The sequence below is a fragment of the Rhodococcus sp. CH91 genome (assembly GCF_022554085.1).
GTDB lineage: Bacteria > Actinomycetota > Actinomycetes > Mycobacteriales > Mycobacteriaceae > Rhodococcus.
Map to the genome: position 1 here is coordinate 340,312 of NZ_JAKFYR010000003.1, position 22,817 is coordinate 363,128.

The window sequence follows — 22,817 nt, forward strand, 5'->3', positions numbered from 1 at the left end:
CGCCGAACGAGGATATTGACAACATGCATTGTCAGTAGGACGCTGACCACGTGACCATCACCGGTACGTCGACCACCCGGTACATGCGCGACCGCAAGAAGGCCGCGCGCATCACCGCGCCACTGCGTCCTTTCGCAGGACGAGCGCCGGATGCCACCCCCGACGAAGAGCAGGCCTTGCGCCGCGCCCTGCTCGAACGCGACGAACCCAGCGCCGAACTCGTGCGCGCCATCCGACAGGACCGGACCGTCACCCTCGCGCAGTTCCGGACGGCGCTCGCAGAGGGAATCGACGCCGTGCCGGACGCCCCTGATGTGCTCCGGAAATATTTCGCGATGCTCGAGGACACCCCCGGCTGGGTCGACCGCGACAAGATCGCGCTCGGTGCGCGCACCCTGCGCAGGGTCGGCTCCGATGTCGGCGATGTTCTCGCCTACGGTTCCCTGCTCGGTGGCTACAACAACTCCGGCCCCCTACCGGTCCTCACGTCGTCCGGGCGGCTCACCGGCGAACGCACCCGACGACGCATCGCCGAAACGGGCACCTGGTGGAACGCATGCGTCACCGACGGGGGTCTCGAACGCTTCGGAGAAGGGTTCAGGCTCTCCGTGCACGTGCGTCTCATGCACGCCTTCGTCGACTATCACCACGAGCACGACGCCGGCTGGGACACCGAGTTCCGTGGCCTACCCGTCAACCAATTCGACCAGGCGGGCACGCTGGGCCTGTTCTCGATCACCTTCCTGCTGCACACCCGTGTCCTGGGTGTGCGATACACCCGGCGCGAGGCCGAGGCCGTACTGCACCTGTGGGCCTACGTCGGGTGGCTGATGGGCGTCGACCCGACATGGCTGCGCTTCGACGAGCGGGCCGGACTGCGGATGATGTACCAGATCGGCTCGTCGTCCCCCGCGGCCGACGAGAACAGCCACCTGCTCGCCGCATCGCTCGTGGAACTCCCCCTCCTGATGCCGTATCCGCGTTTCCGCACGCTCCGCCGCCGGTACGAATACGAACGCGGACTGTCGCTGGCGACGACCCTGCTCGGCCCATCCGGAGTCCGCGCCCTGAAGGTTCCCATGCGACCGCCCTGGTATCCGGTCGGCCGCTTCGCCGTCAATGTCGCCAAACACCATGTGATCGGCCGTTTTCCGGCCGGAAAAGCATGGTTGCAGCGACTCGGGGAGAAGCAGTTGCGCGACGCGCAGCTGAGCATTCTCGACGGAGAGATCCCCGACGTGGTGCCGTTGCCGGAGTGATCGAGGAGGCAGGAGGGTGGCCTACTCCGGGGTCTCTCCCTGCGCGGGCGCCTCGGGTTCCGCCGGAGCGGCGGTGTCGGGACCGGAGTCCGAATCACCCGAATCCGAACCCTCGCCCTCACCGGACGGCGCGGGTTCGTCGCGCTGCTCCGGCTCGGGACTGACGCACTTGACGATCGGAACCGGGTCGTAGCGCACAGTGCGGGTCGTGTTCGAGATCTGCGCACCGGTCCGGGCATCGGTGACGATCCGGGTGTCGCTGACCGTGAAGCCCTGCGCACCGCTCGACGGGATGCAGCTGGGACCGGCAGGCAGCGTGATGGTGTTGGGCGAGGTGAAGTTCGTGCGCTGTCCCGTGATGGACTGCACGTCGACCGTCTTCGTCCCCCAGATGCGCACGGTGATGTCGGAGCTGGTACCGATCGCCTGGATCAGCACACCCGTGTCGAAGGGATTGCGGAACTTCAGATCGATGGCACCGTCGTAGATCGTTGCCTCACGCGCGGCCGGATACCGCGAGATGTAGTAACTGTGCTCGGTGTGCTCGACGTCCTCCATCCCGGCGAAATAGGTCGCGTTGTACAGAGTGGTCGCGAGCTGGCTGATGCCACCGCCCACCGCCTTGCCGGGGCGTCCGGCCTCGATGATGCCCGACTCGACGTAACCCTGCGCCGCACCCCGCGGCCCGGTGTAAGCGTTGAAGGAGAACGTCTCCCCCGGCTTGACGATGGCGCCGTTGATCTCCTGGGCCGCCAGCCGGATGTTGACGCCGGAGGCGTACTCGAACCCGCTGGTGGTGAACTCCGACACCACTTCCTTGATGCCCAGCTTCTCGGCGCCCTCGGTGGTGAGCTCCGGCTCGGCCTTCTCGTACACCGCGTCGATGCTGCGGTCGCCCTCCTCTTTCAACAGGTCGGGCAGATTCTCCAGCGTGACCGGCCAGTCGACGAGCTCACCGGTCCGGCTGGGCACGATCGACGGGCGACCACCCTCGAGGACGATCTGTGCGTCCTTCGGTTCGTTCTCCGAAGATGCGAGTTGCGGCGCGAGGATCCCGATCGCGGCGTCGGTGTTGTACTGCGGTTCGAGGCCACCCGAACCGTCCGGAACGAACGACAGCACCGCACCCACGGCATCGCGCGGAAGCACACCGGTGACACCGTCGAGTCCCCGCACGACCAGATCCTGGGAGACGGCGGGAACCGCGATCTCGGCGAGCGCCCGGTCCAGCCCCTCACGGGTGACCGTGACGTCCACGCTCTCGACAGGCAGCGACACGTCACCGAACGGCCATCGCTCCGCGAACACGTCGGCGGCCAGCACCGGGTCGACCTGCTGCCCGGGCTGGGGCGTCACGGGCACGGGTGTGCCCTCCTCGAAGAGGATGTTGCCTTCGCGAGGTTCGTGAGCCGCCGCGGCGGTCGCCTTCTCGATGGCAGCGGTGAGTGCGGCATCGTCCCGGGTGGAGACCACACCGATCTCCTCGTCACCGAAGAACGACGCCAGTCGCGTGAACGGATTCAGAGGTTGCGATCCGACGCGGTCGAAGGTCGCGGCCCAGTCGATGCCGATACCGGCCTCCGCCGGCACGATCTGCCCCTCCGTGTCACCCGCGGTCACCACGACCGGAGCCTCGAGGCGCGGTGTGAGTTCCTCGGTCAACTTCGCCTCGGCCGAATCGAGCGACATGCCGCCGATCTCGATGCCGGCGACAGTGACACCTCGCGGGACCTTGCCCGACGACACAGCGAGATCGGCCACGTACAGGACGGCGAGCAGCGCGACCACTCCACCGACGACGAGAGCGATCGTGCGCTTCGGCAGATTCGACCACGGTCGGCCCGAATCACCTCCGGAGCCTCCGGGGCCTCCCGTCGGAGGTGGTGTGACGGGCGGCGGACCCTGGGGAGGCGATCCGGCCTGCAGATGCTCCGTCGGTGCGTCCGGCTGCGCCGGGCGGCCGGCCGGGGGCATCGCCGTCGTCGCAGGCGGAGGATTCTCTCCTCGCCCCTGGGGGATCCGAGCGGTCGCCGCGGCGGACCCGTCACCCGGGCTGCGCTCGGCGGGCCGGACGACCGGGATGACCGCGGTGGGCGCTTCCGACGGGGGGACCTCCTCGGCCGGAGTGGCCTCGCCGTCCTGGGCTGAGGTCTCCTTCGAGCCCTCGGCCGGAATCGCCTCCGTGTCCTCGGGCGCTCCTTCCCTGGAGCTGCCGGCCGGTGCTACCTGCTCGGCCGCATCGCTCGCCTTCGGCTCGGCCGCATCGCTCGCCTTCGGCTCGGCCGCATCGCTCGCCTTCGGCTCGGCCGCATCGCTCGCCTTCGGCGCGGTGACACCGGTCGCCTTCGGCTCCGCCACATCGGCCGCCTTCGGCTCTGCCGCATCACTCGCCTTCGGCTCGGTGACATCGCTCGCCTTCGGCTCGGTCACCTCACGTGGAGGAACGACCGCTTCGAAACGCTCGGTGGGAGCCGACGCGCCATCGTCCTCACGAGCCGATTCCGCCGGCACACCGGGGTCGTCGACCCGTGCGTCATCGTGCTCGTGATGGGAATCGTCGGTCCCGTTACTGCCGCTCACCCGGATCCCTTCGCAAAGCTGGCGCACCCTCGGATTCGCGCGCCGACTACCTGCTTCAAGGGTAGTGCCCCGCTTCGACACGGCTGCGCGGGGAAGGGCGCATGCGGGGGTGGTCCGGGAATGCGAAGACCCCGCGTTGCTACCAGGTCGGGGGTCAGGCAGCAGCGCGGGGTCGCTGGGTCTATCGCTGTGGAGCCTCCGGCGTTACACACCGGTCGGAATTTTTTTCCGGCCGGTGTGCACGACCTCCGGATCAGGCCTCGAGGATGGCCGTCACACCCTGCCCGCCCGCGGCACAGATGGAGATCAGACCGCGCACGGGCTTGCCGGTCTCCTGCTTCTTCTCGTGCAGCATCTTCGCCAGCGAGGCGACGATCCGCCCGCCGGTCGCGGCGAAGGGATGACCGGCGGCCAGCGACGAGCCGTTGACGTTGAGCTTGCTGCGATCGATCGATCCCAGAGGCGCGTCGAGGCCCAGCTTGCCCTTGCAGTACTCCTCGGACTCGAACGCCTGCAGCGTGGCGAGAACCACCGAGGCGAACGCCTCGTGGATCTCGTAGAAATCGAAGTCCTGCAGCGTCAGGCCGTTGCGCTGCAGAAGACGCGGGATCGCATAGGTGGGAGCCATGAGCAGGCCGTCGCCACCGTGGATGTAGTCGACCGCAGCGGTCTCGGAATCCACCAGGTAGGCGAGCACCGGGAGCTTGCGCTCGGCGGCCCACTCCTCGCTCGACAGCAGGGCGGCGGACGCACCGTCGGTCAGAGGCGTCGAGTTACCGGCAGTCATGGTGGCGTCACCGAGCTTGTTGCCGAAGACCGGCTTCAGCGTCGCCAGCTTCTCGACCGACGAGTCGGGACGCAGGTTGTCGTCGCGCGTCAGGCCGAGGAACGGCGTGACGAGATCATCGAAGAATCCGCGGTCGTAGGCCGCGGCCATGTTCCGGTGGCTGGCGACCGCGAGTTCGTCCTGCGCCTCCCGGGCGATGCCGAATTCCTTCGCGGTGATCGCGGCGTGCTCACCCATCGACAGGCCGGTGCGCGGCTCCCCGTTGCGAGGGATCTCGATGCCGAGCATCGACGGACGTACGTTGCCGAGGAGCTTGACGCGGTCGGCCGTGGAACGGGCGCGATTGAGGGACAGCAGGAACTCGCGCAGCTGATTGTTGACCGCGATCGGGGCGTCGGAGGTGGTGTCGACGCCACCACCGATGCCGGCCTCGATGCGTCCTGCGGCGATGGCATCGCCGACAGCGATGATCGACTGCAGGCCGGTGCCGCACGCCTGCTGGAGATCCCAGGCGGGGGTGTACGGGCTCAGTGCGCTACCGAGAACGCATTCGCGCATGAGGTTGAAGTCGCGGCTGTGCTTGAGGACCGCACCGCCGACCACCGCGCCGAGCCGTTCGCCCTGGAGGTTGAAGCGACCCACCAGTCCGTCGAGGGTGGCGGTGAACATGTCCTGGTTCGAGGCGCGCGCATATTTGCGGTCGGAGCGGGCGAACGGGATCCGGTTGCCTCCGAGAACGGCGACACGGCGCTCTTGCTTGGAACGGGCTTTGGTGGTCACTGGTGTCTCCCGGTTTCGGACGGATTCGAATTCTGGCTACTATTCTTACTCACGGGTAAGTTTGTTGTCGAACACGCTTGCTGTCGAACACTGCACCGACGACCGAATCGAAGAAGGTGGAATCGTGGCCGAAGCCAAGGGCGCACCCAAGCTCTACGCCCAGCTCATCTCGTCCGCACCCGGAGCGTTCCTCGCCAAGCAGTTCGGTCTGCCACAGCCCGAGAAGCTCCGCCGCTACCAGCCCGGCGAGCCTGCGCTCCCCGGCCCCGTCCTGCTCGGCGGCAACGGCCGCCTCGTCGAACCGCTCCGCACCCTCCTGAGCGACTACACGTTCGCCGAACCGTCCGACACGAAGTTCGGTGCTCTCGTCTTCGACGCTACCGGGATCACCGACCCGGCGGGCCTCGAACAGCTCTTCACGTTCTTCCAGCCCAGCCTGCGCAATCTCGCACCCAGCGGTCGCGTCGTCGTCCTCGGCACCACGCCCGAAGAGGCCGGATCCGTCGACGAGCGCATCGCCCAGCGTGCACTCGAGGGCTTCACGCGCAGTGTCGGCAAGGAGCTGCGCCGCGGCGCGACCGTGCAGCTCGTCTACGTCTCCCCCGAGGCCTCCACCGGCCTGTCCGGTGTCGAGTCGACGCTGCGTTTCCTGCTCTCGGCGAAGTCGGCCTTCGTCGACGCGCAGGTGATCCGCATCGGTTCCGGCGAAGCGACCGCCCCCGAATCCTGGGATCGTCCGCTCGCCGGCAAGGTCGCTGTCGTCACCGGCGCGGCCCGAGGTATCGGTGCGACGATCGCCGAGGTGCTCGCCCGCGACGGTGCGACCGTCGTTGCCGCCGACGTCCCCGCCGCCGGAGACGCCCTCGCCGAAACCGCCAACAGGGTCGGCGGCACCGCGTTCGCGCTCGACGTCACGGCCCCCGATGCGGGCGACAAGCTCGCCGCGCACCTGCTCGAGCGCCACGGCGGCGCCGACATCATCGTCCACAACGCCGGCATCACCCGCGACAAGCTGCTCGTGAACATGGACGCCGCCCGCTGGAACGCAGTGATGGCGGTCAACCTCATCGCCCCGCAGAAGATCACCGAGGTGCTCGTCGAGAAGGGTGCGCTGAAGGAGGGCGGCCGGGTGATCGACGTGTCGTCGATCGCGGGTATCGCCGGTAACCGCGGCCAGACCAACTACGGCGCTTCCAAGGCCGGCGTCATCGGCCTCGTCCAGGCCACCTCCGAGGTCCTCGCCGGCAAGAAGATCACCGTCAACGCCGTCGCTCCCGGTTTCATCGAGACCGCCATGACGGCCGCGATCCCCGTCGCCACGCGCGAGGCCGGCCGCCTGATGAGTTCGCTTCAGCAGGGCGGCGAGACCGTCGACGTCGCCGAGACCGTGGCGTGGTTCGCGAATCCGGCGTCGAGCGCCGTGACCGGTCAGGTCGTGCGCGTGTGCGGCCAGTCCATGCTGGGGGCATAGATGGCGCGGATCGAACTGTCCTCGCTGCCGTCGACCTTCGACATCTACAGCCGGGCCGTGCTCGGGGCACTGCCCGTGGTCGGCGCCTCGGGCGAGAGCCTGCCCGACGACGTCCTCTCGTTGCGGTCGCTGAAGGTCGATCCCGACAATCTCGCCGAGTACACCAAGGTGTGCGGTCTGCGTTTCGGCGACACTCTGCCGGTGACCTATCCGTTCATCCTCACGTTCCCGCTCGTGATGAAACTGATGGTGGGCCGCGGCTTCCCGTTCGCGGCGGTCGGGTCCGTCCACGCCGAGAACGTCATCGAGCAGTTCCGGCCGATCTCGGTCACCGAACCGCTCGACATCGCGGTGCACGCGGAGAACCTGCGCGAACACCGCAAGGGCCTGCTCGTCGATCTCGTCAGCGAGGTCAACGTCGGGCGCGAACTCGTGTGGCGGCAGACGTCGGCCTTCCTGCACCAGCAGCGCACCTCGCTGTCGGGCCGGCCCAGGCCGGAGCCGAAGGAGGAGGAGATCCCCGTGGTTCCCACCTCCACCCTGCGGGTCGATCAGAAGATCATCGACCGTTACGCCGCGGTCTCGGGCGACCGTAATCCCATCCATGTGTCCACCTTGGGCGCCAAGGCATTCGGGTTCCCGAGGACCATCGCCCACGGCATGTGGAGTGCGGCGGCCGCCCTGTCCGCCGTAGAGGGCCGGATTCCCGGCAAGGTCACCTACGCGGTGCGTTTCGGTAAGCCCGTCCTGCTGCCGTCGTCGTTGAGCCTGTACGCGCAGCACGTCGCGGACGGATGGGATCTCGCGCTGCGGCATCCGAAGAAGCAGTACCCGCATCTGACCGCCACCCTGCGGTAGTACCGGACACTCGGGCGGGGCGGGACGCGATGGGGGCGTTCCGCTCCGCCCGAACCGATTGCACCGCAGGGATGTTCGCGGAGATCAGTTCGCCTGGTCCGAACGCTTCCTGCCCGCCAGGCCGCGCCACGCGAGATTCTCCAGCAGATCCGCCGCCTGCTGCACGTCGATCTCACCCCCGGCAATACGGTCGGCGACGGCCTCACCGGCGCCGACGAGCGCGACAGCCATGATGGTGAAGTTCGTCCCCGGTTCCGGATCGCGAGTGCTCGATTCGAGCAGATGTGCGGTGAGCTCGATGAGCCGATCACGGCTGCCCTGCACCTGGGGAGCGAAGGCCTGTTGCGAGAGTGCCTGACGGTACAGGACCATCCACGACGGCCGGTGCCGGTCGACGAAGCCGAGGAACGACTCGAGCGCGACGCGGAGTTGTTCGCGCGGCGCGAGGTTCGGCGCCCCGGCGGGGGTGAGTGCTTCGACGAACCGCTGCCCTTCGCGGGCGATGCACGCGGCGAACAGTTCGTCCTTCGACCCGTAGTACAGGTAGAGCATCGGCTTGGAGATCGACGCCCGTGCCGCGATCGCGTCCATGGACGTGTTGTGAAAGCCGTTCTCGGAGAACACTTCGACCGCGGCGTCCAGCATCTGCTGCTCGCGCACCGCACGCGGCAGTCGCTTGGTTCCGCCAGCCATGACTCCTCCCAGCCCTCTCGACTCGAGTTCTTACTCTACGGTAGGAAACCTCCGGTCGGAGTACCTGCGGTATTTCAGCAGTCCGGTACACTCTTCGCGCGTGTCACCGTCCGCACCGAATCGTCGACCCATTGCGGCGAGAGGGTGCCCTCGGCGACGACGTCCTCGAGGTGATCGAGCACTGCGGGGACCTCGTCGGTGGTCAGCCACAGCGCCTGGTTCACGCCCGCCACCATGGCGGCCTCGACCGCCTCGGTGATGTCGTAGGTGTCGGTGATCGCCCGCATCCCCGACAGGTCGTCGGTGAAGATCACCCCGTCGAAACCCGGGCCGCCGTAGGCACCCGAACGGAGCAGGTCCACGGCCGCCGGGCTGATGCTCGCCGGAAGTCCGTCCGTCAGTCCCGGCACATCGAGATGGCCGAGCATCACGCCCACCTCGGCTGAGACGAGGCTGCGGTACGGCACGAGGTCGATCTGCTGCAACTGCTCGATCGGCGGCGTGGTCACCGCGCCCGTATGCGAATCCCCCGAAGCGGAACCATGCCCCGGGAAGTGCTTGATCACGGGCATGATTCCCGCATCGAGGAGACCCCGTGCGTACGCGCCGGCATACTGCGTGACGATCTCGGGATCGTCCGAGAACGAACGATCGCCGATGACGGAGTCGTCGGGCTGGCTGCTCACGTCCACGTCCGGGGCGAAATCGACCGTGATACCCAGCGACTTCAGTTCCCGGCCGCGTTCGAACGCCATCCGGTAGGTCTCGTCGACCGTCATCGTCCGCGCCGTCACCCGCGCCGACGGATCGGGACCGAACAGCGAGCCGACGCGGGACACACGGCCGCCCTCCTCATCGATCGTGACCATCAACGGCAACGGGCTCTGCTCCGCCACCTGCGGCACGAGCCGGTCGGTGAGCATCGCCGGGTCGGTCCAGCTGCCGATGAAGATCCCGCCGATCTGCTCGGATTCGACGATGGCCTGCGCGTCCGCAGCTCCGGTGACGCCGACGTTGAGCAACTGCGCGAGCTTCTGACGCAGGGTCATGCGAGCGAGCATCTCGTCGCCGCAGGTCGCGGAGGTTGCAGCGGCGGTCGCATCCGCCGTGGCCGTCGTGGTGGCCGGGGCTGCGGGGGACGAGCCCGTCGCCGGGCTCGATTCCGGAGCCGCCGCGTCGCCCTGAGAATCGGAGGAACTACAGCCGGCGGTGGCGAGGACGGCCGCGAGCACGGCAACGACAGTGTTACGGATCCGCATGCTGCCGACGGTAGCGGACGGCCCGCGGACACCCCCGACTCGAACCTCCCCGAGGGAGGTCCCGGCAGGTTAAGGTGCACCCGAACATCCGAATCCTATCCAGGGGGTACGCGGTGGGCGCAGATCTGATCCTCATCGCCTACGACGGTTCCGAGAACTCGAAACGTGCCGTACGGCACGCCGGCCGTTTCCTCGAATCCTGCCGTGCCGTGGTCGTCACCGCCTGGGAACCGATGGTTCGGCAGGCCGCCCGCATGTCCGGTCTGTCCGGCGTCATGCAACCCGACTGGGTGCCCGACGAGGACAGCGAGGACGTGGCACTGACCGACGCGCGGCTCACCAACGACGAGGGCCTCGAACTGGCACGTTCGGTGGGCCTGCACTCGGAGGGACGCACCGTCGAGGTCGTCAACGCGGTGTGGTCGGCGATCATCGAGGCCGCCGACGAACTGGACGTCGACATCATCGTCACCGGCACCCGCGGCACGACGGGCCTGCGGTCGCTCCTGCAGTCGTCGGTGGCCGATCACGTGCTTCGGCACAGTCACCGCCCCGTGCTGATCGTGCCGCCGGGGCGCTGACGCCCCGGACCGGGTCGCCGGTCTCCGGCGCGGGCGGGGATATTGTCGATTCACCATGGACGGTTTCCTGCTCTCGCGCGCCGAACACACAGTGCACGCCACCGGCACCCGCCGGCTCTTCGACGACGTGCCCGCCGCGACGCGCGCCCTCCGGCGGGGAGACGCGGATCTCGTCGTGGGCGCGCTGCCGTTCTCACCACATCGTCCGGTCGCACTCGCGCAGCCCGAGGACGTCGACATCACCGACGGGCCGTGGCAGGCGCCGGACGACCTGACGGATCTCCCCCGGGTGCGGCTGTCCGCAGAACTCCCCCTGCCCCGCGTGCACGTCGAGCGGGTACGACGACTCGTCGAGCAGCTCTCCCTCGGCGAGATGGAGAAGGTGGTGCTGGCACGCCGGGTCGCGCTCGAGGTCGACGAACCACTCGACCCGCTCGCCCTGGCGGCCCGGATGATCGAACGGCATCCGGACGCCACGACCTACGCACTGGACCTGAGCGCCGCGGGAGAACGGTATTGGGGGCACACCCTCGTCGGCGCAAGTCCCGAACTGCTCGTGAGGCGTCGCGGCCGCACCGTCACGTGCCGTCCGCTCGCCGGCACCGCGGCACGGCATCCGGATCCCGAGGACGACCGGCGCGCGGGCGACGAGCTGTTGTCGTCGGCGAAGAATCTCACCGAGCACGGTTACGTCGTCGAGTGGATCCGCTCCCGGCTGACGCCGCTGTGCAGCGAACTCCGCATCTCGGACCCCGAGCTCACCGCGACACCCGACGTATGGCATCTCGCCACCTCGATCACGGGCACCCTGCGCGACAGCGACACCGATGCGCTGACCCTCGCGCGGCTCCTGCATCCCACACCGGCAGTGGCCGGCACTCCTACCGCGGCCGCGCTGGACGTCATCGCCCGTGTCGAGGGCGACCGGCGCTTCTACGGCGGCGCGGTCGGCTGGTGCGATGCGGACGGCGACGGCGACTGGTTCGTGGCGATCCGATGCGCCGAACTGAGCTCCGACGGGCGGCGCGCGGTCGCGTGGGCCGGCGGGGGCATCGTCGCCGACTCGGATCCGGCCGCCGAACTGGACGAGACGAGCGCGAAACTGCGCACCCTGCTCGGCGCGCTGGGCGTGTAGACCCTCGCGGTGAGCACGGAGCTCGCGTCGATGGCTCGGTCCGTCCGCCGACACCTCCCGGGGTGATAGTTTGGCGCGGACCGATAGACAATGTGACGCCCGGTGCACGCACCCGGTGCCACTGGAGATGGGGAGACGGAATGGGGAAGTTCCTGGGACCGGGCCTGGGCAGCGCGGTCATCGGCGCCGTGCTCGGTGTGGTGGCGGTCTTCGGTGTGACGGCTGCCGTGCAGGAGAACTCGCGCCCTCAGATCGACCGCAGTGGCAATGCCGATTCGTCCCTCCTGAACCAGGTTGAGTACGGCAGCCGCTGACGGCGCCGGCAACGCTTCGAGTTCACGTAACTACCGAGGCGAGACGGACCTCCCGTCCGCCGAACCGCTGTCCCGGCGGTGGCTGTACGCAGTCACCGCGGTGGCGGTGGTCCTGTCGTTCACCCAGGTCCCGGGCCTGGTCGTCGCCGACACCAAGTACGACCTGACGCAGAACCCGATCGGTTTCCTCACTCGCGCCGCGCACCAGTGGAGCAGTGTGGCGCCCCTCGGGCAGGTGCAGAACCAGGCGTACGGCTATTTCTTCCCGCACGGCTCGTTCTTCGCCGCGGGACAACTCCTGCACATCCCCCCGTGGATCACGCAGCGCGTCTGGTGGGTGCTGCTGCTCGTCGCGGGCTTCTGGGGCATCGTCCGTCTGACCGAAGCACTCGGGATCGGGAGCCGTAGTTCACGACTGATCGCCGCGACCGCCTTCGTGCTGTCCCCGCGTGTGCTCACCACGCTCGGGTCCATCTCCTCCGAAGCGCATCCGATGATGCTTGCACCGTGGGTGCTGCTGCCCCTGGTGCGGTATCTGCGAAACCCCGACCCGGGCTCGCCTCGTCGCCTCGCCGCACAGTCCGCGGCCGCCGTGGCCCTCATGGGCGCGATCAACGCCGTCGCGACCGCCGCGGCCTGCCTCATCGCAGGTCTGTGGTGGGCAGCGCACCGGCCCGACCGCCGGTGGTGGCGTTTCACCCTGTGGTGGCTCCCCCTGTGCGTCGTCGCGGTCACCTGGTGGATGGTGCCGCTTCTGCTGCTGGGCCGCGTCAGCCCACCTTTCCTCGACTTCATCGAATCCTCCGGCGTCACCACCGAGTGGACGTCGCTGGCGGAGGTCCTGCGCGGCACCAGCAGCTGGACGCCCTTCGTCTCTCCCGAACGCATCGCGGGTGCCGTACTCGTCACGCAACCGGCCGCGGTCCTCGTCACCGGCGCTCTCGCCGCTGCCGGGCTCGCCGGCCTCGCGATGCGGTCGATGCCCGCACGCGGACGCCTCACCCTGATCCTGCTGGTCGGTCTCGTGGGAATGGGCGTCGGTTACGTCGGCCAGCTCGACTCGCCGCTCGCCGAGCAGGTCCGGCTGTTCCTCGACGGCGCCGGCGCCCCGCTGCGCAATGTGCACAAGCTCGAACCGCTCGTGCGCCTGCCGATCGTGCTCGGACTCGCGCACCTGCTGCGAGCGGTGCCCCTGCCGGGTTCGGTGCCGTGGTCCCGCGCCCGCAGCGCCTTCGCCCACCCCGAACGCAACCCGATGGTCGCAGCGACGACGCTGATCCTCGTCGCACTGACCCTCGCGACGTCGCTCGCGTGGACCGGCAGGCTCGCCCCGCGCGGTGCCTACGACGAGGTCCCCGGGCACTGGCACGCCGCAGCGGCATGGCTCGAGGAACACACCGGCGATCGCGGGGAACGAGCCCTGATCGTTCCGGGAGCCCCCTTCGGCAGCCAGCTGTGGGGCCTGACCCGCGACGAACCGCTGCAGGCACTGGCCTCGACGCCGTGGGCGGTCCGCGACGCGGTACCCCTCGTCCCCCCGGGCGCGATCCGGGCGCTGGACGCCGTGCAACGCGACATCGCCGACGGCCGCCCGTCCGACGGTCTGGCCGCGACCCTGCGCGGACAGGGCATCGGCTATCTGGTGGTGCGCAACGACCTCGACCCGGAGACCTCCCCCGCCGCGCGACCCGCACTCGTCCATCGCGCGCTCGACGAGTCGCCGGGCATCGAGAAGGTCGCGGAGTTCGGCGACGACGTGGTGTTCGAGAACCCCGACGACTTCGTCACCGACGCCGATCTGCGTCCGGCCTATCCGGCCGTGGAGATCTATCGTGTTGCCGAACCGGCCACCGCGCCCTTCGGTCCCTACGCGGTGGACCTCGCCGACGTGCCGGTCGTGCAGGGCGGGCCCGAGTCGCTGCTGCGCCGCAACACCGCGCAGCCCGATTTCGTCGGCCCCACACTTCTCGCGGCCGACGCGGTGCGGGCCGGTGTCCCCGCCGAGCCGGTGACGGTCACCGACACCCCGACGGATCGGGAAACGGACTACGGGCAGGTCGATCATCATTCGTCGGCGATCCGGGCCGCGGACGACCCCCGCCGGACGCACAACGCCGTCCCCGACTATCCGGTGCCGGGCACCGAGCTCGTGCGCGCCGAATGGGAGGGCGCGCGCATCAGCGTGTCGAGCGCGGCGTCGGATGCGACCCAGCTCGGCGGCACCTCGGTCACGAGCAGCCCCGCGGCGGTGGTGGACGGCGACCCGACGACCGGCTGGCACAGCAACGGTCTCGAATCCGCGATCGGACAGTGGTTGCAGCTCGACCTCGACCAGCCGATCGAGGCAGGCCTGTTGCGCCTGACGACGAGTTCCGGGGCGCTCGGCGACCCCGTCGAATGGATCGAGGTCGCCACCGACCGGGGCAGCACGGCGGTGCGCATCGACGAGCCCGGACGCGAGCAGACCGTCGCGTTGCCGCTCGGCACGACGACGTGGATCCGCATCACCTCCGTGCACACCTCGCGCGGGACCGTCGGCAACCAGTTCGGTCTCACCGAGGTCGCCGTCGAGGACTTCAGCGACCGGGACAACCCGCGCATGCTCGATATCCGGCGCCGCATCGTGGTGCCCGGACCCGCCGGGGACACGCCGGTGCGCGAGTGGCATCTCGGGCAGGAATATCCCGGCCGGGGAAGCTGCGTCGACACCCCCGACCGGGTGCGGTGCGCGCGCGGACTGGCTGTTTCCGCGGAGGAACCCGGTGCCTTCACCCGCACTCTGACGGTGCCGGAGGAGACGTGGGTCCGCCCGGAACTGTTCGTGCGGGCCCGTCCCGGACCGGCGCTCGAGGGTGTGATCGACCGAACCGGTCGGGTCGTCGCGCGCGGTGAGGCCGAGGTCGTCGACCTGCAGGGATCGGCCTTCGCGCTCACCGACGGAGACCCGCGGACGTCGTGGGCGGCCGAGGAGGGCTCGCTCGAGCCGGGCGCCCCGCGACCCTCGCTCACCCTGGAACTGCCCGGTGCGCGCCGGGTGACCGCACTCGATATCGCGACGTCGGCGGGGACGCTGCCGGTCGCGCCCGCGGCGGTCGCGGTGAATCTCGGTAACGGTCCGCAGGTGCGCGAGCTCGACGGCGAGAACACCGTCGTCGAACTGACCCCGCACGTCACGGACCGGATCGAGCTCACGGTCGTCGGCTGGCGCGACACACTCGACCGCACCGCTCTGGGGTTCTCGAAGCTCACACCGCCCGGACTCGCGGAAGTCACGGTGCTCGGCGAGGAGGGTCCGATCGGGACGCAGACCCCGATCCGCGACGAGACGGTGACGGTCGGATGTGATGCCGGGCCGGTGGTGACCATCGACGGGCAGAGCTATCGCACGTCCGTCACCGCGACCGTCGCCGAACTCGAGGCGGGCGCGGAAGTCCCGGCGACCCTGTGTGCGACCGACGTCGCCGGGATGAACCCCGGCCGGGTCGACGTCGACGTCGAACCCGGTTCGGCCTTCGTCGTCTCACGCCTGCGGCTCACCGTGCCCGGTTCGGAGACGTCCGTCCCCGAACCGGTCGAACTGCGCACGGGCGAGTGGACGGAGAATCGGCGCGAGGTGACCGTTCCGGCCGGCGACGAGGACCGGCTCGTGGTGGTGCCGGAGAGCACGAACATCGGCTGGGTGGCCCGCACTCCGGACGGCACCGAGGCGACACCCGTCGTCGTGGACGGCTGGCAACAGGGGTGGATCGTCCCGGCCGGAGCGGAGCAGGTCCTGACCCTCGAGTTCGCGACCGACCGCTGGTACCGCCTCGGGATCTTCGGTGGACTGGCGTTGCTGATCCCGCTGTTCGCAGCCGCGCTGTGGTCCGCCCGCCGGAAGAACGGAACCGATCCGGGTCCGCCGACACGCACCTGGCGGTCGTCGGCGGTCGCCCTGACCGGTGTGCTGGCCGCCGCCGTGCTCCTCGCGGGTTGGGTCGGTGCCGCGGTGACCGTCGCCGGAGCGGTGGGGATCGGCGTGCTCGCATCACGACGCGGCACGGCCGTGGCGTCACGTGTCCTGGTGATCACCGCGGGCGGGTCGACGATGCTGGCGATGGCCCTGTTGTCCACCGGGCCGTGGCGATCGCCCGAGGGCTACGTCGGGCATTCCGCCCTGATTCAGTTCGCGGCGCTGGTCGGGGTGGTCGCCGTCGGTTTCGCGGCGGTGCCGCGCCGGGATGCGTCCCAGCGATGGAAGGCGGCCCGGGCCGGTTCCTCGACCAGCGCGTAACTCACCGACGCGACCGCCAGGCTCAGCACGGTCGTCACGGCCAGCACGAACCAGAAATGCCCCGCGAAGGGCGGGATCCCGAAAACCGGGAAGACGATCGCCAGCACTGCGAGATGCCAGATGAAGAGGCCGTACGACCAGCGGCCGATCGCCAGCGCGACAGGGCTCGCCAGGATGCGGTGATGCCCGCTCGGCACGAGGGTCAGTGGTGCGAGCAGCGCGAAGCTCATGACGGCACCGAGTGCGATCTTGGCGAAGTACTCCCTCGGTGCGAGATCCGTGAGCGTTTCGGGGCCTGCCAGCGGGGTGGCCGCGGCGGCGAAGGCGATCACCGCGAGGATGCCCATGGGGAGACGGTGCGCGGCGAGCCTGTGCATCCGGGTCTCGGGTCCGGCGGCGAGTTCGGCGAGGATCATGCCCGCCGCGAACCAGGGCAGGAAACCCGGCAGCCAGTTGGTGTGGTTGATGTGGTCGGGGGTGGCCACCGGCGCCCACGCCCACAGCAGCGACACTCCGCTCACCACGACCAGCAGCGGGACGCGGAAGCGGGCGGCGTCCCCGCGCAGGCCGCTCATGGCGACGGCGAACAGGGGCAGCAGGAGATAGAACGCCACCTCGACCGACAGGCTCCACATCTGGGTCAGCCCCTCGGTGAGGGTCAGCGGGACGAAGACCTGTACGAGAGCCAGATTCGACCACCACACCGTGGCCCCACCCCCGGCGTCGGGCAGGAGCCAGAGAACCAGGATCACCACGGTCCAGTAGGCGGGCAGGATACGGGTCGCGCGGGAGAGGAAGTAGCGCATCGCCGACGGGCTCGGAGCGAGGCCGCGGGCGGCAGCGGCGTGGGGGCGCCACAGCAGGAAACCGGACAGGGCGAAGAACAAGGCGACGGCGAGATCGAAGCGCGCCCACACCCGGCCGAGGAGGTCGCTGTGTACGGCCCCGGTCTGGAATGCGACGTGGGTGATCAACACGCCCACCGCGGCGAAGCCGCGCATTCCTTCGAGTGCCGGAAGGAACCCGCTCACGGTGCTGTTCCGCTCGGTGCTGGTGGTCATCGGGTCCAAGTGTGCCGTGCTGGGGATGCGACGGACAGAGCGGATCGGTCGGAAAGGGACGATCCCGTCGCCACACAAGATCGACGAACGGTTCCGTTCGGCGGTGAGCGGACGCGCATATTGCCATACCGGGCTGTTAGTGTCTGAGCTCACGTGGTGTTCGCGGGCCGGATGCCAGGCGATCCGTGCAGCCCTGCTGCCGGTGGGGGTACTCGATGACGACCGTTGAGTGAGGAGAAAGCATGGCTGAGCGTTCGAGCTCCGGCCGGATACTGGCAATGATTCTGGTGGGCCTGGGGGCCTTCCTCCTGGTGATCGCAATCCTCGTACCGACGTACACGCTGGGGAAACTGCAGAAGACACCGCTCGACCTCGAGGTGACCACGGTCGCCGAGGGCACGGGTGACATTCTCAACTCCCGCCAGCTTCTTTCCGGTAATGCACAGGTGGATCGCGACGTTCCGATCGTCGCGCAGCGCTTCGTCACCGTCGAGGACCCGTCCGACTCCGAGATCATGACGCTGCAGGCCGGCCAGACGGTGCGACGACTCGACATGCAGGGCGACACCGGACTCGTCTCGGCCATCGTCGACCGCGTCACGATCGACCGCGAGACCTCCATGCCGGTGTCGACGGACGAGAATGCCGACCGCGTCAGCACGATCCAGGTGAACGCCGACCAGCCCCCGGTGGAGGTCGAGAACCGCGCCGGACTGCAGTACAAGTTCCCCTTCGACGTCCAGCAGACGTCGTACCCCTATTACGACATCAATGCCCGCGAGAACTTCCCGCTCGACTTCGTCGGCGAGGAGGAGGTCAACGGCATGAAGGTCTACCACTTCCGTCAGGACATCGGCCCGATCGACATGTCGAAGGCCGACCCCGAGGTGCCGACCTACAAGCTCAGCCTGCCCGCGTCGACGTGGGGGGTGGGTGAAGGCGACGAGCCGGTCACGATGACCCGCTGGTACAACAACGTCCGCGATCTGTGGGTCGACCCCGTCACCGGTGTCGTCGTCAAGGGCCAGGAGGCGCAGGACCAGTACTACGCTCGCGAGGCCGACAAGCCCGAGGTCACCGTTCTCGACGTGACCCTCCCCTTCGACGAGGAGACGATCGAGTACCAGATCGGCCAGGCCAAGGACGGACAGGACACCATCTCGCTGTTCGGTCGCACCCTGCCGATCATCCTGGGCATCCTCGGCGCCATCCTGCTGATCGCCGGTTTCGTGCTCGGCCTTCGCGGGGGCGGCAACCGCCGTGCAGCGACGGCGACCGACGGTCCGTCACCGGCAGGCCCGGCCACGACCACCGTGGGCGCGGCACATTCTGCAGGTCCGCAGCACGACTACACCGACGACCGCACCGAGGTCATCCCGCGTCAGACGGATCCGAACGCGCAGCAGCCCGACTGGACGACCGATCAGACGCAGGAGATTCCGCGCACCGATCTGCGGAAGCCTCCCAACCAGGAGTGACCGTACTGCCGACGAACAGCGCCGCCCCTCACCGATTCCGGTGGGGGGCGGTGTCGTCGGTGGCGGAGGTGGCACTGCGCACCGCGAGTACCGCGACGATCGTGGCCGTCACCGCGGCCACACCGACGGCGACGGCGACGAACTCGCGCAATGTCGACGCGACCGTCACCATCAGGACCGCTTCGAGAGCCAGGCCGGCCCACGCGACGAGCGCGAGATGGGTGCGCTCTCCCGCGATGGCCGACAACAGCCCACCCTGGAGCACCGCGAGGCAGGCGCCCTGCAGCGCGAAGAGCCACAGCAGCGACTGCACCGGCCGGTAGGCGTCACCGACGAGCATCGGCACGATCGGTCCGGCCACCGCGGCACCGGCGACAAGCACAGCACCGATCGACACGAGCAGTGTCAGCGCCGACCGCACCGCGGCCGCCGACTGCGCCGGATTCGCCATCCGCGGGTAGAGCACCACACCGACCGCCTGCGGCAACCAGAAGGCGACCTTCGTCGCCACCGCTCCCAGTGCGTAGAGCCCCGCCGCCTCGGGGTCGAGAAGCATCCGGGCGAGCAGCAGGTCGAGCGAGGTGAGTGCGATGAGCGCGAACTGCACCTGCGAGGCCCTCAGTACCGCGCCCGCAGTCGGTACCGGATCCCCGCCCATTCCCCTCGCCCGGCCGACCAGCACGGCGGCCGCGAGCGCGACCGCGCCCGTCCCGACGGCACCGGCGAACAGCGCCGCGCCGGGTCCGCCACCGACGGCGAGTACCGCGACCGCGGGTACCACCTTCGCGATGCCCGCCGCGGCCAGGACGATGCTGAGCGCCCCGAACCTGCCTCGCCCCTGCAACAGTCCCTGTTCGGCGGCGAGCAGCACGAGCAGGGGCGCGGTGACGAGCGACCCGAAGGCTCCCCCCACACTCGTGTCCAGCGCCCACGCGACGACGGGCACGAACAGCATCGCGACGACGGCGGCGAGTGCCGCACACCGGTAACCCAGCCGGCGCAGCGCTGCGTCGCCGGTACCGTGCACGGACTCCCGGGCGACGACGGTCTGCAGGGCCAGCGCAGGCACCGCCAGGACGAGCTGAGCGGCCAGCAGGCTCGCGAACTCCCCGTAACCGGCAGGTCCGAGCCACCGTCCGGCCGGCAGATGCAACAGATAGGACGCGAGGTTGGCGACCATCGCGCCGACCGTCACCAGCGTCATGCCCGCGACGGCGGTGCCGGTCGTCGCGCTGTACGGCGTCTCGGATCCCTCCGGCGCAGGCCGGGATGTTCGAGGCATCCGCCCATCATCCCACTCGGGAGGACACCGTATTCTGCCGCCATGCCCCGGCCGGAGTCGTCCCGTGAATCCACGACGACGGCTGCGCCGACCGCGCGGTGGGCCACCGCGCTCCCGGTCGTGTGGTCTCTCGCACTGACCGTCGCGGTGCTCGGACCGTTCCTCGTCTCCCCCGGTTTCCTGCTGTTCCGCGACGCGGTGAGTACTCCCCGGTCGTTTCCGACCGATTCCGCTCTCGGACTGTCCGACGCGGCGGCCCGGGCGGTTCCGCAGGACGCGCTGCTCGCCTGGGTGAGCACCCTCGTCGACGGTGGTGTCGCTGTCATCGCGCTGCTGGCAGCGTCACTGTGGGCTGCGGGATGGGGAGCGGCGCGGCTGGTCGCGGTGCTGCTGCCGGCGAGCGGGGCCGGTGCCCGAATGGTCGCGGCGACCGTGGCGATCTGGAATCCCTATGTCGCCGAGCGGTTGCTGCAGGGCCATTGGAGTCTGCTCGCCGGATATGCCGCGCTGCCGTGGACGATCTGCGCGGCAGTCGCGATCCGGCGTCGCCGGCGCGGCGGGTGGCCCTCGCTGGCGGTCTGCCTGGCCGCCGCGGGCCTGACACCCACGGGCGCACTGCTGGCGACGGTGACCGGCCTCGTGGTACTCGCGATACCCGGGGGGCGGACGCGGGCCCTGCCGCGGGTGGGCACCGTGATCGCCCTGGGCGTCGCGGTGTCGTCACCGTGGCTGGCCGCGACCGCTCTGGCGGGCGGCGGCGCCGAGGCGGACCCGGCGGGTGTCCGGGCGTTCGCAGCCCGGGCCGAACCGCTGCTGGGCACGATCGGTTCGGTGGCGGGCCTCGGTGGTATCTGGAACGCCGAAGCCGTCCCGGCCTCGCGTACCACCTGGTGGTCGCTGGTCGGCACGCTCGTGCTGCTCGTCGTGGTCGCGTGCGGTGTACCGGCGCTGTGGCGGCGGCGGCGGAATCCGGTGATCGTCGCGCTGGTGGGATCGGCGGTGCTCACGATCGCGGCGATCGCCCTGGCCGCGACCGGCCCGGGACTCGCCGCGGGCGAATGGGCGATGGTGCACGTTCCCGGCGCGGGACTGCTGCGCGACGGTCAGAAGTGGGTCGCGTGGGCGATGCCCGCCTATGTGCTCGCCGCGGCCGCCGGCACGGGAGTGCTCGCCCGGCGTTTCAGGACGCCGGAACGGGTGTGGTCGGCGGCGGCGATCACCGCCGTGGTGCTCGCCCTGCCCGACCTGGTGTGGGGTGTCGGCGGGCAGATGGGTCCCGTGCGCTATCCGGAGGGCTGGCAGCGTGTCGCGCAGATCGTCACCGCAGACGAGGGCGATGTGGCGGTCCTGCCCCCGGGTATGTTCCGCCTCGTCGAGTACGCCGGTCCGGTGCCGGTCCTCGACCCGGCCCCGCGCATGCTGCGCGCCGACGTCCTGCAGACCGGCACCCTCCTCGTCGCGGACGGCAGCGTCGCCGGTGAGGGCCGGCGCGCGGAGGACGTCGAGGCGTTGCTCCTGTCCGGCGCGGATCCGGCCGCTCTCGCCGACCGTGGTGTGGGCTGGGTGCTCGTCGAACACGGCACACCCGGCGAACTCGGCGACGCTCGACGCACGCTCGACGCCCTCGACGTCGCCTATCGGGACGACGATCTGAGCCTGTACCGGGTGGAGGGTGCCGGCACGACCCGTTCACCCCACCGGCCCGTCGCGGTGGGAGCGCACGTGGTGTGGCTACTGGTACTGGCCGGCGGCGTCGGGTGCGCGCTCCGGCAGCGGGCCGGCCGGGGCCGGAATGTCGCCGGTACGCGGGAACAGTCCTGAGACGGTGTGCCCGGCGGTCGTGACGGAGAGGACCTCGTGGACGCCCGCTCCCGTCGCCTCCCACGAGAACTCACCGGCGCGGATCCGGGCCTTGTTGCCCAGTTGACGGCGGCGGCCGGGGTCGGCGAGAAGGTCGGCCACGGCCACGGTCAGTTCGGCCGGCGAATCCACGAGCACACCGGTCACGCCGTCGATGATCGAATCGGTCAGCCCCTTCGAGCTGCGGTAACCGATGGTGGGAACACCGTGCTGGGCGGCCTCGACGACCGCCAGGCCCCAGCCTTCCTTGCGTGACGGCATGAGGTGGATCCAGGCCCGCGAGAGCAGTTCGTGTTTGCGGTGTTCGTCGACGTGGCCGTGGAAGGTGACGGCGTCCCCGATTCCGAGTTCGGCCGCCGCATCGCGCAGGTTCTGCTCCCACCAGCCGCCACCGATGACGTCGAGATGCAGCCCCGGGACCGTCGCGCGCAAGGCCGCGACCGCCGCGAGCGCGTCCTCGATCTGCTTGTGGGGCACCAGGCGGGAGAGCACGCACAGGCTCGGATGCGCGGTTCGCGTGTCGTCCCCACCCACCTCCACACCGGGAGGGACGGCGTCGACGCCGTTGCGGACCACGGCGATCCGCTCCCTGCCGACGCCGAGGGCACGCAGCTCGTCGGCGGACGGAAGCGACACCGTGAGGTACTGGTTGCGCCGGTGCACGCGCGGGGACAGCGTCGATTCGATCCACCAGCCGAGCTTGGCCATCACCCGCCCCGCGACCGGCCACTGCTCGCGATGGCAGTGGTGCACGAGCACCGTGACGGGTGCGCCGGCGACGAGACGAGCGAAGAAGGGGATGCCGTTCTGGGTGTCGACGACCGCGTCGGGGCGGATACCGGCGAGCGGACCGAGACCGAATCTGCCCGCGAGGATCGCCGCGAGTGCCCGGGGGTAGACGGTGAGTCTCCCGCCGCCGCGACTGACGGAGATGCCGTCGATGACGTCCCGCTTCGGGGCGCCGGGATAGGCGGCGGTCCTCAGGGCGACCCGGACGCCGCGAGCCGCGAGCTGCGCGCCGACCTGTTCGAGATACCGCTCGCTGCCTCCACCCTGCGGGTGCCCGCTGTCGCGCCAGCAGAGCAGCAGAACCTCCCGCACGCGGTGACCCCCTGTGTTATCTCGACGACCCGGGCAGGGCAGATG

At 69.8% G+C, this 22,817-nt stretch carries 16 protein-coding genes; 9 read left to right on the forward strand and 7 right to left on the reverse strand.

Annotated elements, in window-relative coordinates:
• The first annotated feature begins 50 nt into the window (after positions 1 to 50).
• Positions 51 to 1,259, forward strand: a complete 1,209-nt coding sequence (locus MOM01_RS08260) for an oxygenase MpaB family protein (RefSeq protein WP_241384921.1) — start codon at positions 51 to 53, stop codon at positions 1,257 to 1,259.
• A gap of 21 nt (positions 1,260 to 1,280) precedes the next feature.
• On the opposite strand, the gene MOM01_RS08265 is transcribed toward MOM01_RS08260, so the two are convergent.
• Positions 1,281 to 3,839 (reverse strand): VanW family protein, encoded by a 2,559-nt coding sequence (locus MOM01_RS08265; protein ID WP_241384922.1) that lies wholly within the window; start codon positions 3,837 to 3,839, stop codon positions 1,281 to 1,283.
• Positions 3,840 to 4,092: 253 nt separating this feature from the next.
• Positions 4,093 to 5,406 (reverse strand): acetyl-CoA C-acetyltransferase, encoded by a 1,314-nt coding sequence (locus tag MOM01_RS08270; RefSeq protein WP_241384923.1) that lies wholly within the window; start codon positions 5,404 to 5,406, stop codon positions 4,093 to 4,095.
• A 124-nt stretch (positions 5,407 to 5,530) separates the two neighbouring features.
• Between MOM01_RS08270 and MOM01_RS08275 the strand changes: the two genes are divergently transcribed.
• On the forward strand, positions 5,531 to 6,877 hold the full coding sequence (locus MOM01_RS08275; RefSeq protein WP_241384924.1) for a 3-oxoacyl-ACP reductase: 1,347 nt from the start codon (positions 5,531 to 5,533) through the stop codon (positions 6,875 to 6,877).
• Positions 6,878 to 7,735 carry a MaoC family dehydratase gene (locus tag MOM01_RS08280; RefSeq protein WP_241384925.1) on the forward strand — a complete coding sequence of 286 codons (858 nt, stop codon included), beginning with the start codon at positions 6,878 to 6,880 and terminating at the stop codon, positions 7,733 to 7,735. It begins immediately after the preceding gene.
• Between the two features lie 84 nt (positions 7,736 to 7,819).
• Here the strand turns inward: MOM01_RS08280 and MOM01_RS08285 are convergent, their stop codons facing one another.
• Positions 7,820 to 8,428: a TetR/AcrR family transcriptional regulator gene (locus tag MOM01_RS08285; protein ID WP_241384926.1), complete on the reverse strand. Its 609-nt coding sequence runs from the start codon at positions 8,426 to 8,428 to the stop codon at positions 7,820 to 7,822.
• Positions 8,429 to 8,502: 74 nt separating this feature from the next.
• On the reverse strand, positions 8,503 to 9,687 hold the full coding sequence (locus MOM01_RS08290; protein WP_241384927.1) for a glycoside hydrolase family 3 N-terminal domain-containing protein: 1,185 nt from the start codon (positions 9,685 to 9,687) through the stop codon (positions 8,503 to 8,505).
• A 113-nt stretch (positions 9,688 to 9,800) separates the two neighbouring features.
• On the opposite strand from MOM01_RS08290, the gene MOM01_RS08295 reads away from it, so the two are divergent.
• The 4 genes from MOM01_RS08295 to MOM01_RS08310 all read left to right on the forward strand — a co-directional run bounded on the left by MOM01_RS08295 (position 9,801) and on the right by MOM01_RS08310 (position 15,990).
• Positions 9,801 to 10,268, forward strand: a complete 468-nt coding sequence (locus MOM01_RS08295) for a universal stress protein (protein ID WP_241384928.1) — start codon at positions 9,801 to 9,803, stop codon at positions 10,266 to 10,268.
• 55 nt (positions 10,269 to 10,323) lie between these two features.
• Positions 10,324 to 11,403 carry an isochorismate synthase gene (locus MOM01_RS08300; protein WP_241384929.1) on the forward strand — a complete coding sequence of 360 codons (1,080 nt, stop codon included), beginning with the start codon at positions 10,324 to 10,326 and terminating at the stop codon, positions 11,401 to 11,403.
• 140 nt (positions 11,404 to 11,543) lie between these two features.
• The gene (locus MOM01_RS08305) at positions 11,544 to 11,717 is read left to right on the forward strand and encodes a DUF2613 domain-containing protein (protein ID WP_241384930.1); all 174 of its coding nucleotides are present in this window, start codon (positions 11,544 to 11,546) and stop codon (positions 11,715 to 11,717) included.
• Positions 11,698 to 15,990 (forward strand): alpha-(1->3)-arabinofuranosyltransferase, encoded by a 4,293-nt coding sequence (locus MOM01_RS08310; RefSeq protein WP_241384931.1) that lies wholly within the window; start codon positions 11,698 to 11,700, stop codon positions 15,988 to 15,990. The genes MOM01_RS08305 and MOM01_RS08310 overlap by 20 nt, the downstream gene beginning before the upstream one ends.
• Here the strand turns inward: MOM01_RS08310 and MOM01_RS08315 are convergent.
• Complete coding sequence (locus MOM01_RS08315; protein WP_241384932.1) at positions 15,879 to 17,051, reverse strand: acyltransferase family protein; 1,173 nt, start codon at positions 17,049 to 17,051, stop codon at positions 15,879 to 15,881. The two genes, MOM01_RS08310 and MOM01_RS08315, sit on opposite strands and share 112 nt — an antisense overlap.
• A 242-nt stretch (positions 17,052 to 17,293) precedes the next feature.
• Here MOM01_RS08315 and MOM01_RS08320 point away from each other — a divergent pair, with 242 nt between their 5' ends.
• Positions 17,294 to 18,529, forward strand: coding sequence for a DUF3068 domain-containing protein (locus MOM01_RS08320; protein ID WP_241384933.1), 1,236 nt, complete (start codon positions 17,294 to 17,296; stop codon positions 18,527 to 18,529).
• Between the two features lie 28 nt (positions 18,530 to 18,557).
• Here the strand turns inward: MOM01_RS08320 and MOM01_RS08325 are convergent, their stop codons facing one another.
• The gene (locus MOM01_RS08325; protein ID WP_374112282.1) at positions 18,558 to 19,811 is read right to left on the reverse strand and encodes a polysaccharide biosynthesis protein; all 1,254 of its coding nucleotides are present in this window, start codon (positions 19,809 to 19,811) and stop codon (positions 18,558 to 18,560) included.
• A 42-nt stretch (positions 19,812 to 19,853) separates the two neighbouring features.
• Between MOM01_RS08325 and MOM01_RS08330 the strand changes: the two genes are divergently transcribed.
• Positions 19,854 to 21,632 carry a hypothetical protein gene (locus MOM01_RS08330; RefSeq protein ID WP_241384934.1) on the forward strand — a complete coding sequence of 593 codons (1,779 nt, stop codon included), beginning with the start codon at positions 19,854 to 19,856 and terminating at the stop codon, positions 21,630 to 21,632.
• Here the strand turns inward: MOM01_RS08330 and MOM01_RS08335 are convergent.
• Complete coding sequence (locus MOM01_RS08335; protein WP_241384935.1) at positions 21,543 to 22,772, reverse strand: glycosyltransferase family 4 protein; 1,230 nt, start codon at positions 22,770 to 22,772, stop codon at positions 21,543 to 21,545. The two genes, MOM01_RS08330 and MOM01_RS08335, sit on opposite strands and share 90 nt — an antisense overlap.
• Positions 22,773 to 22,817: the final 45 nt, after the last annotated feature.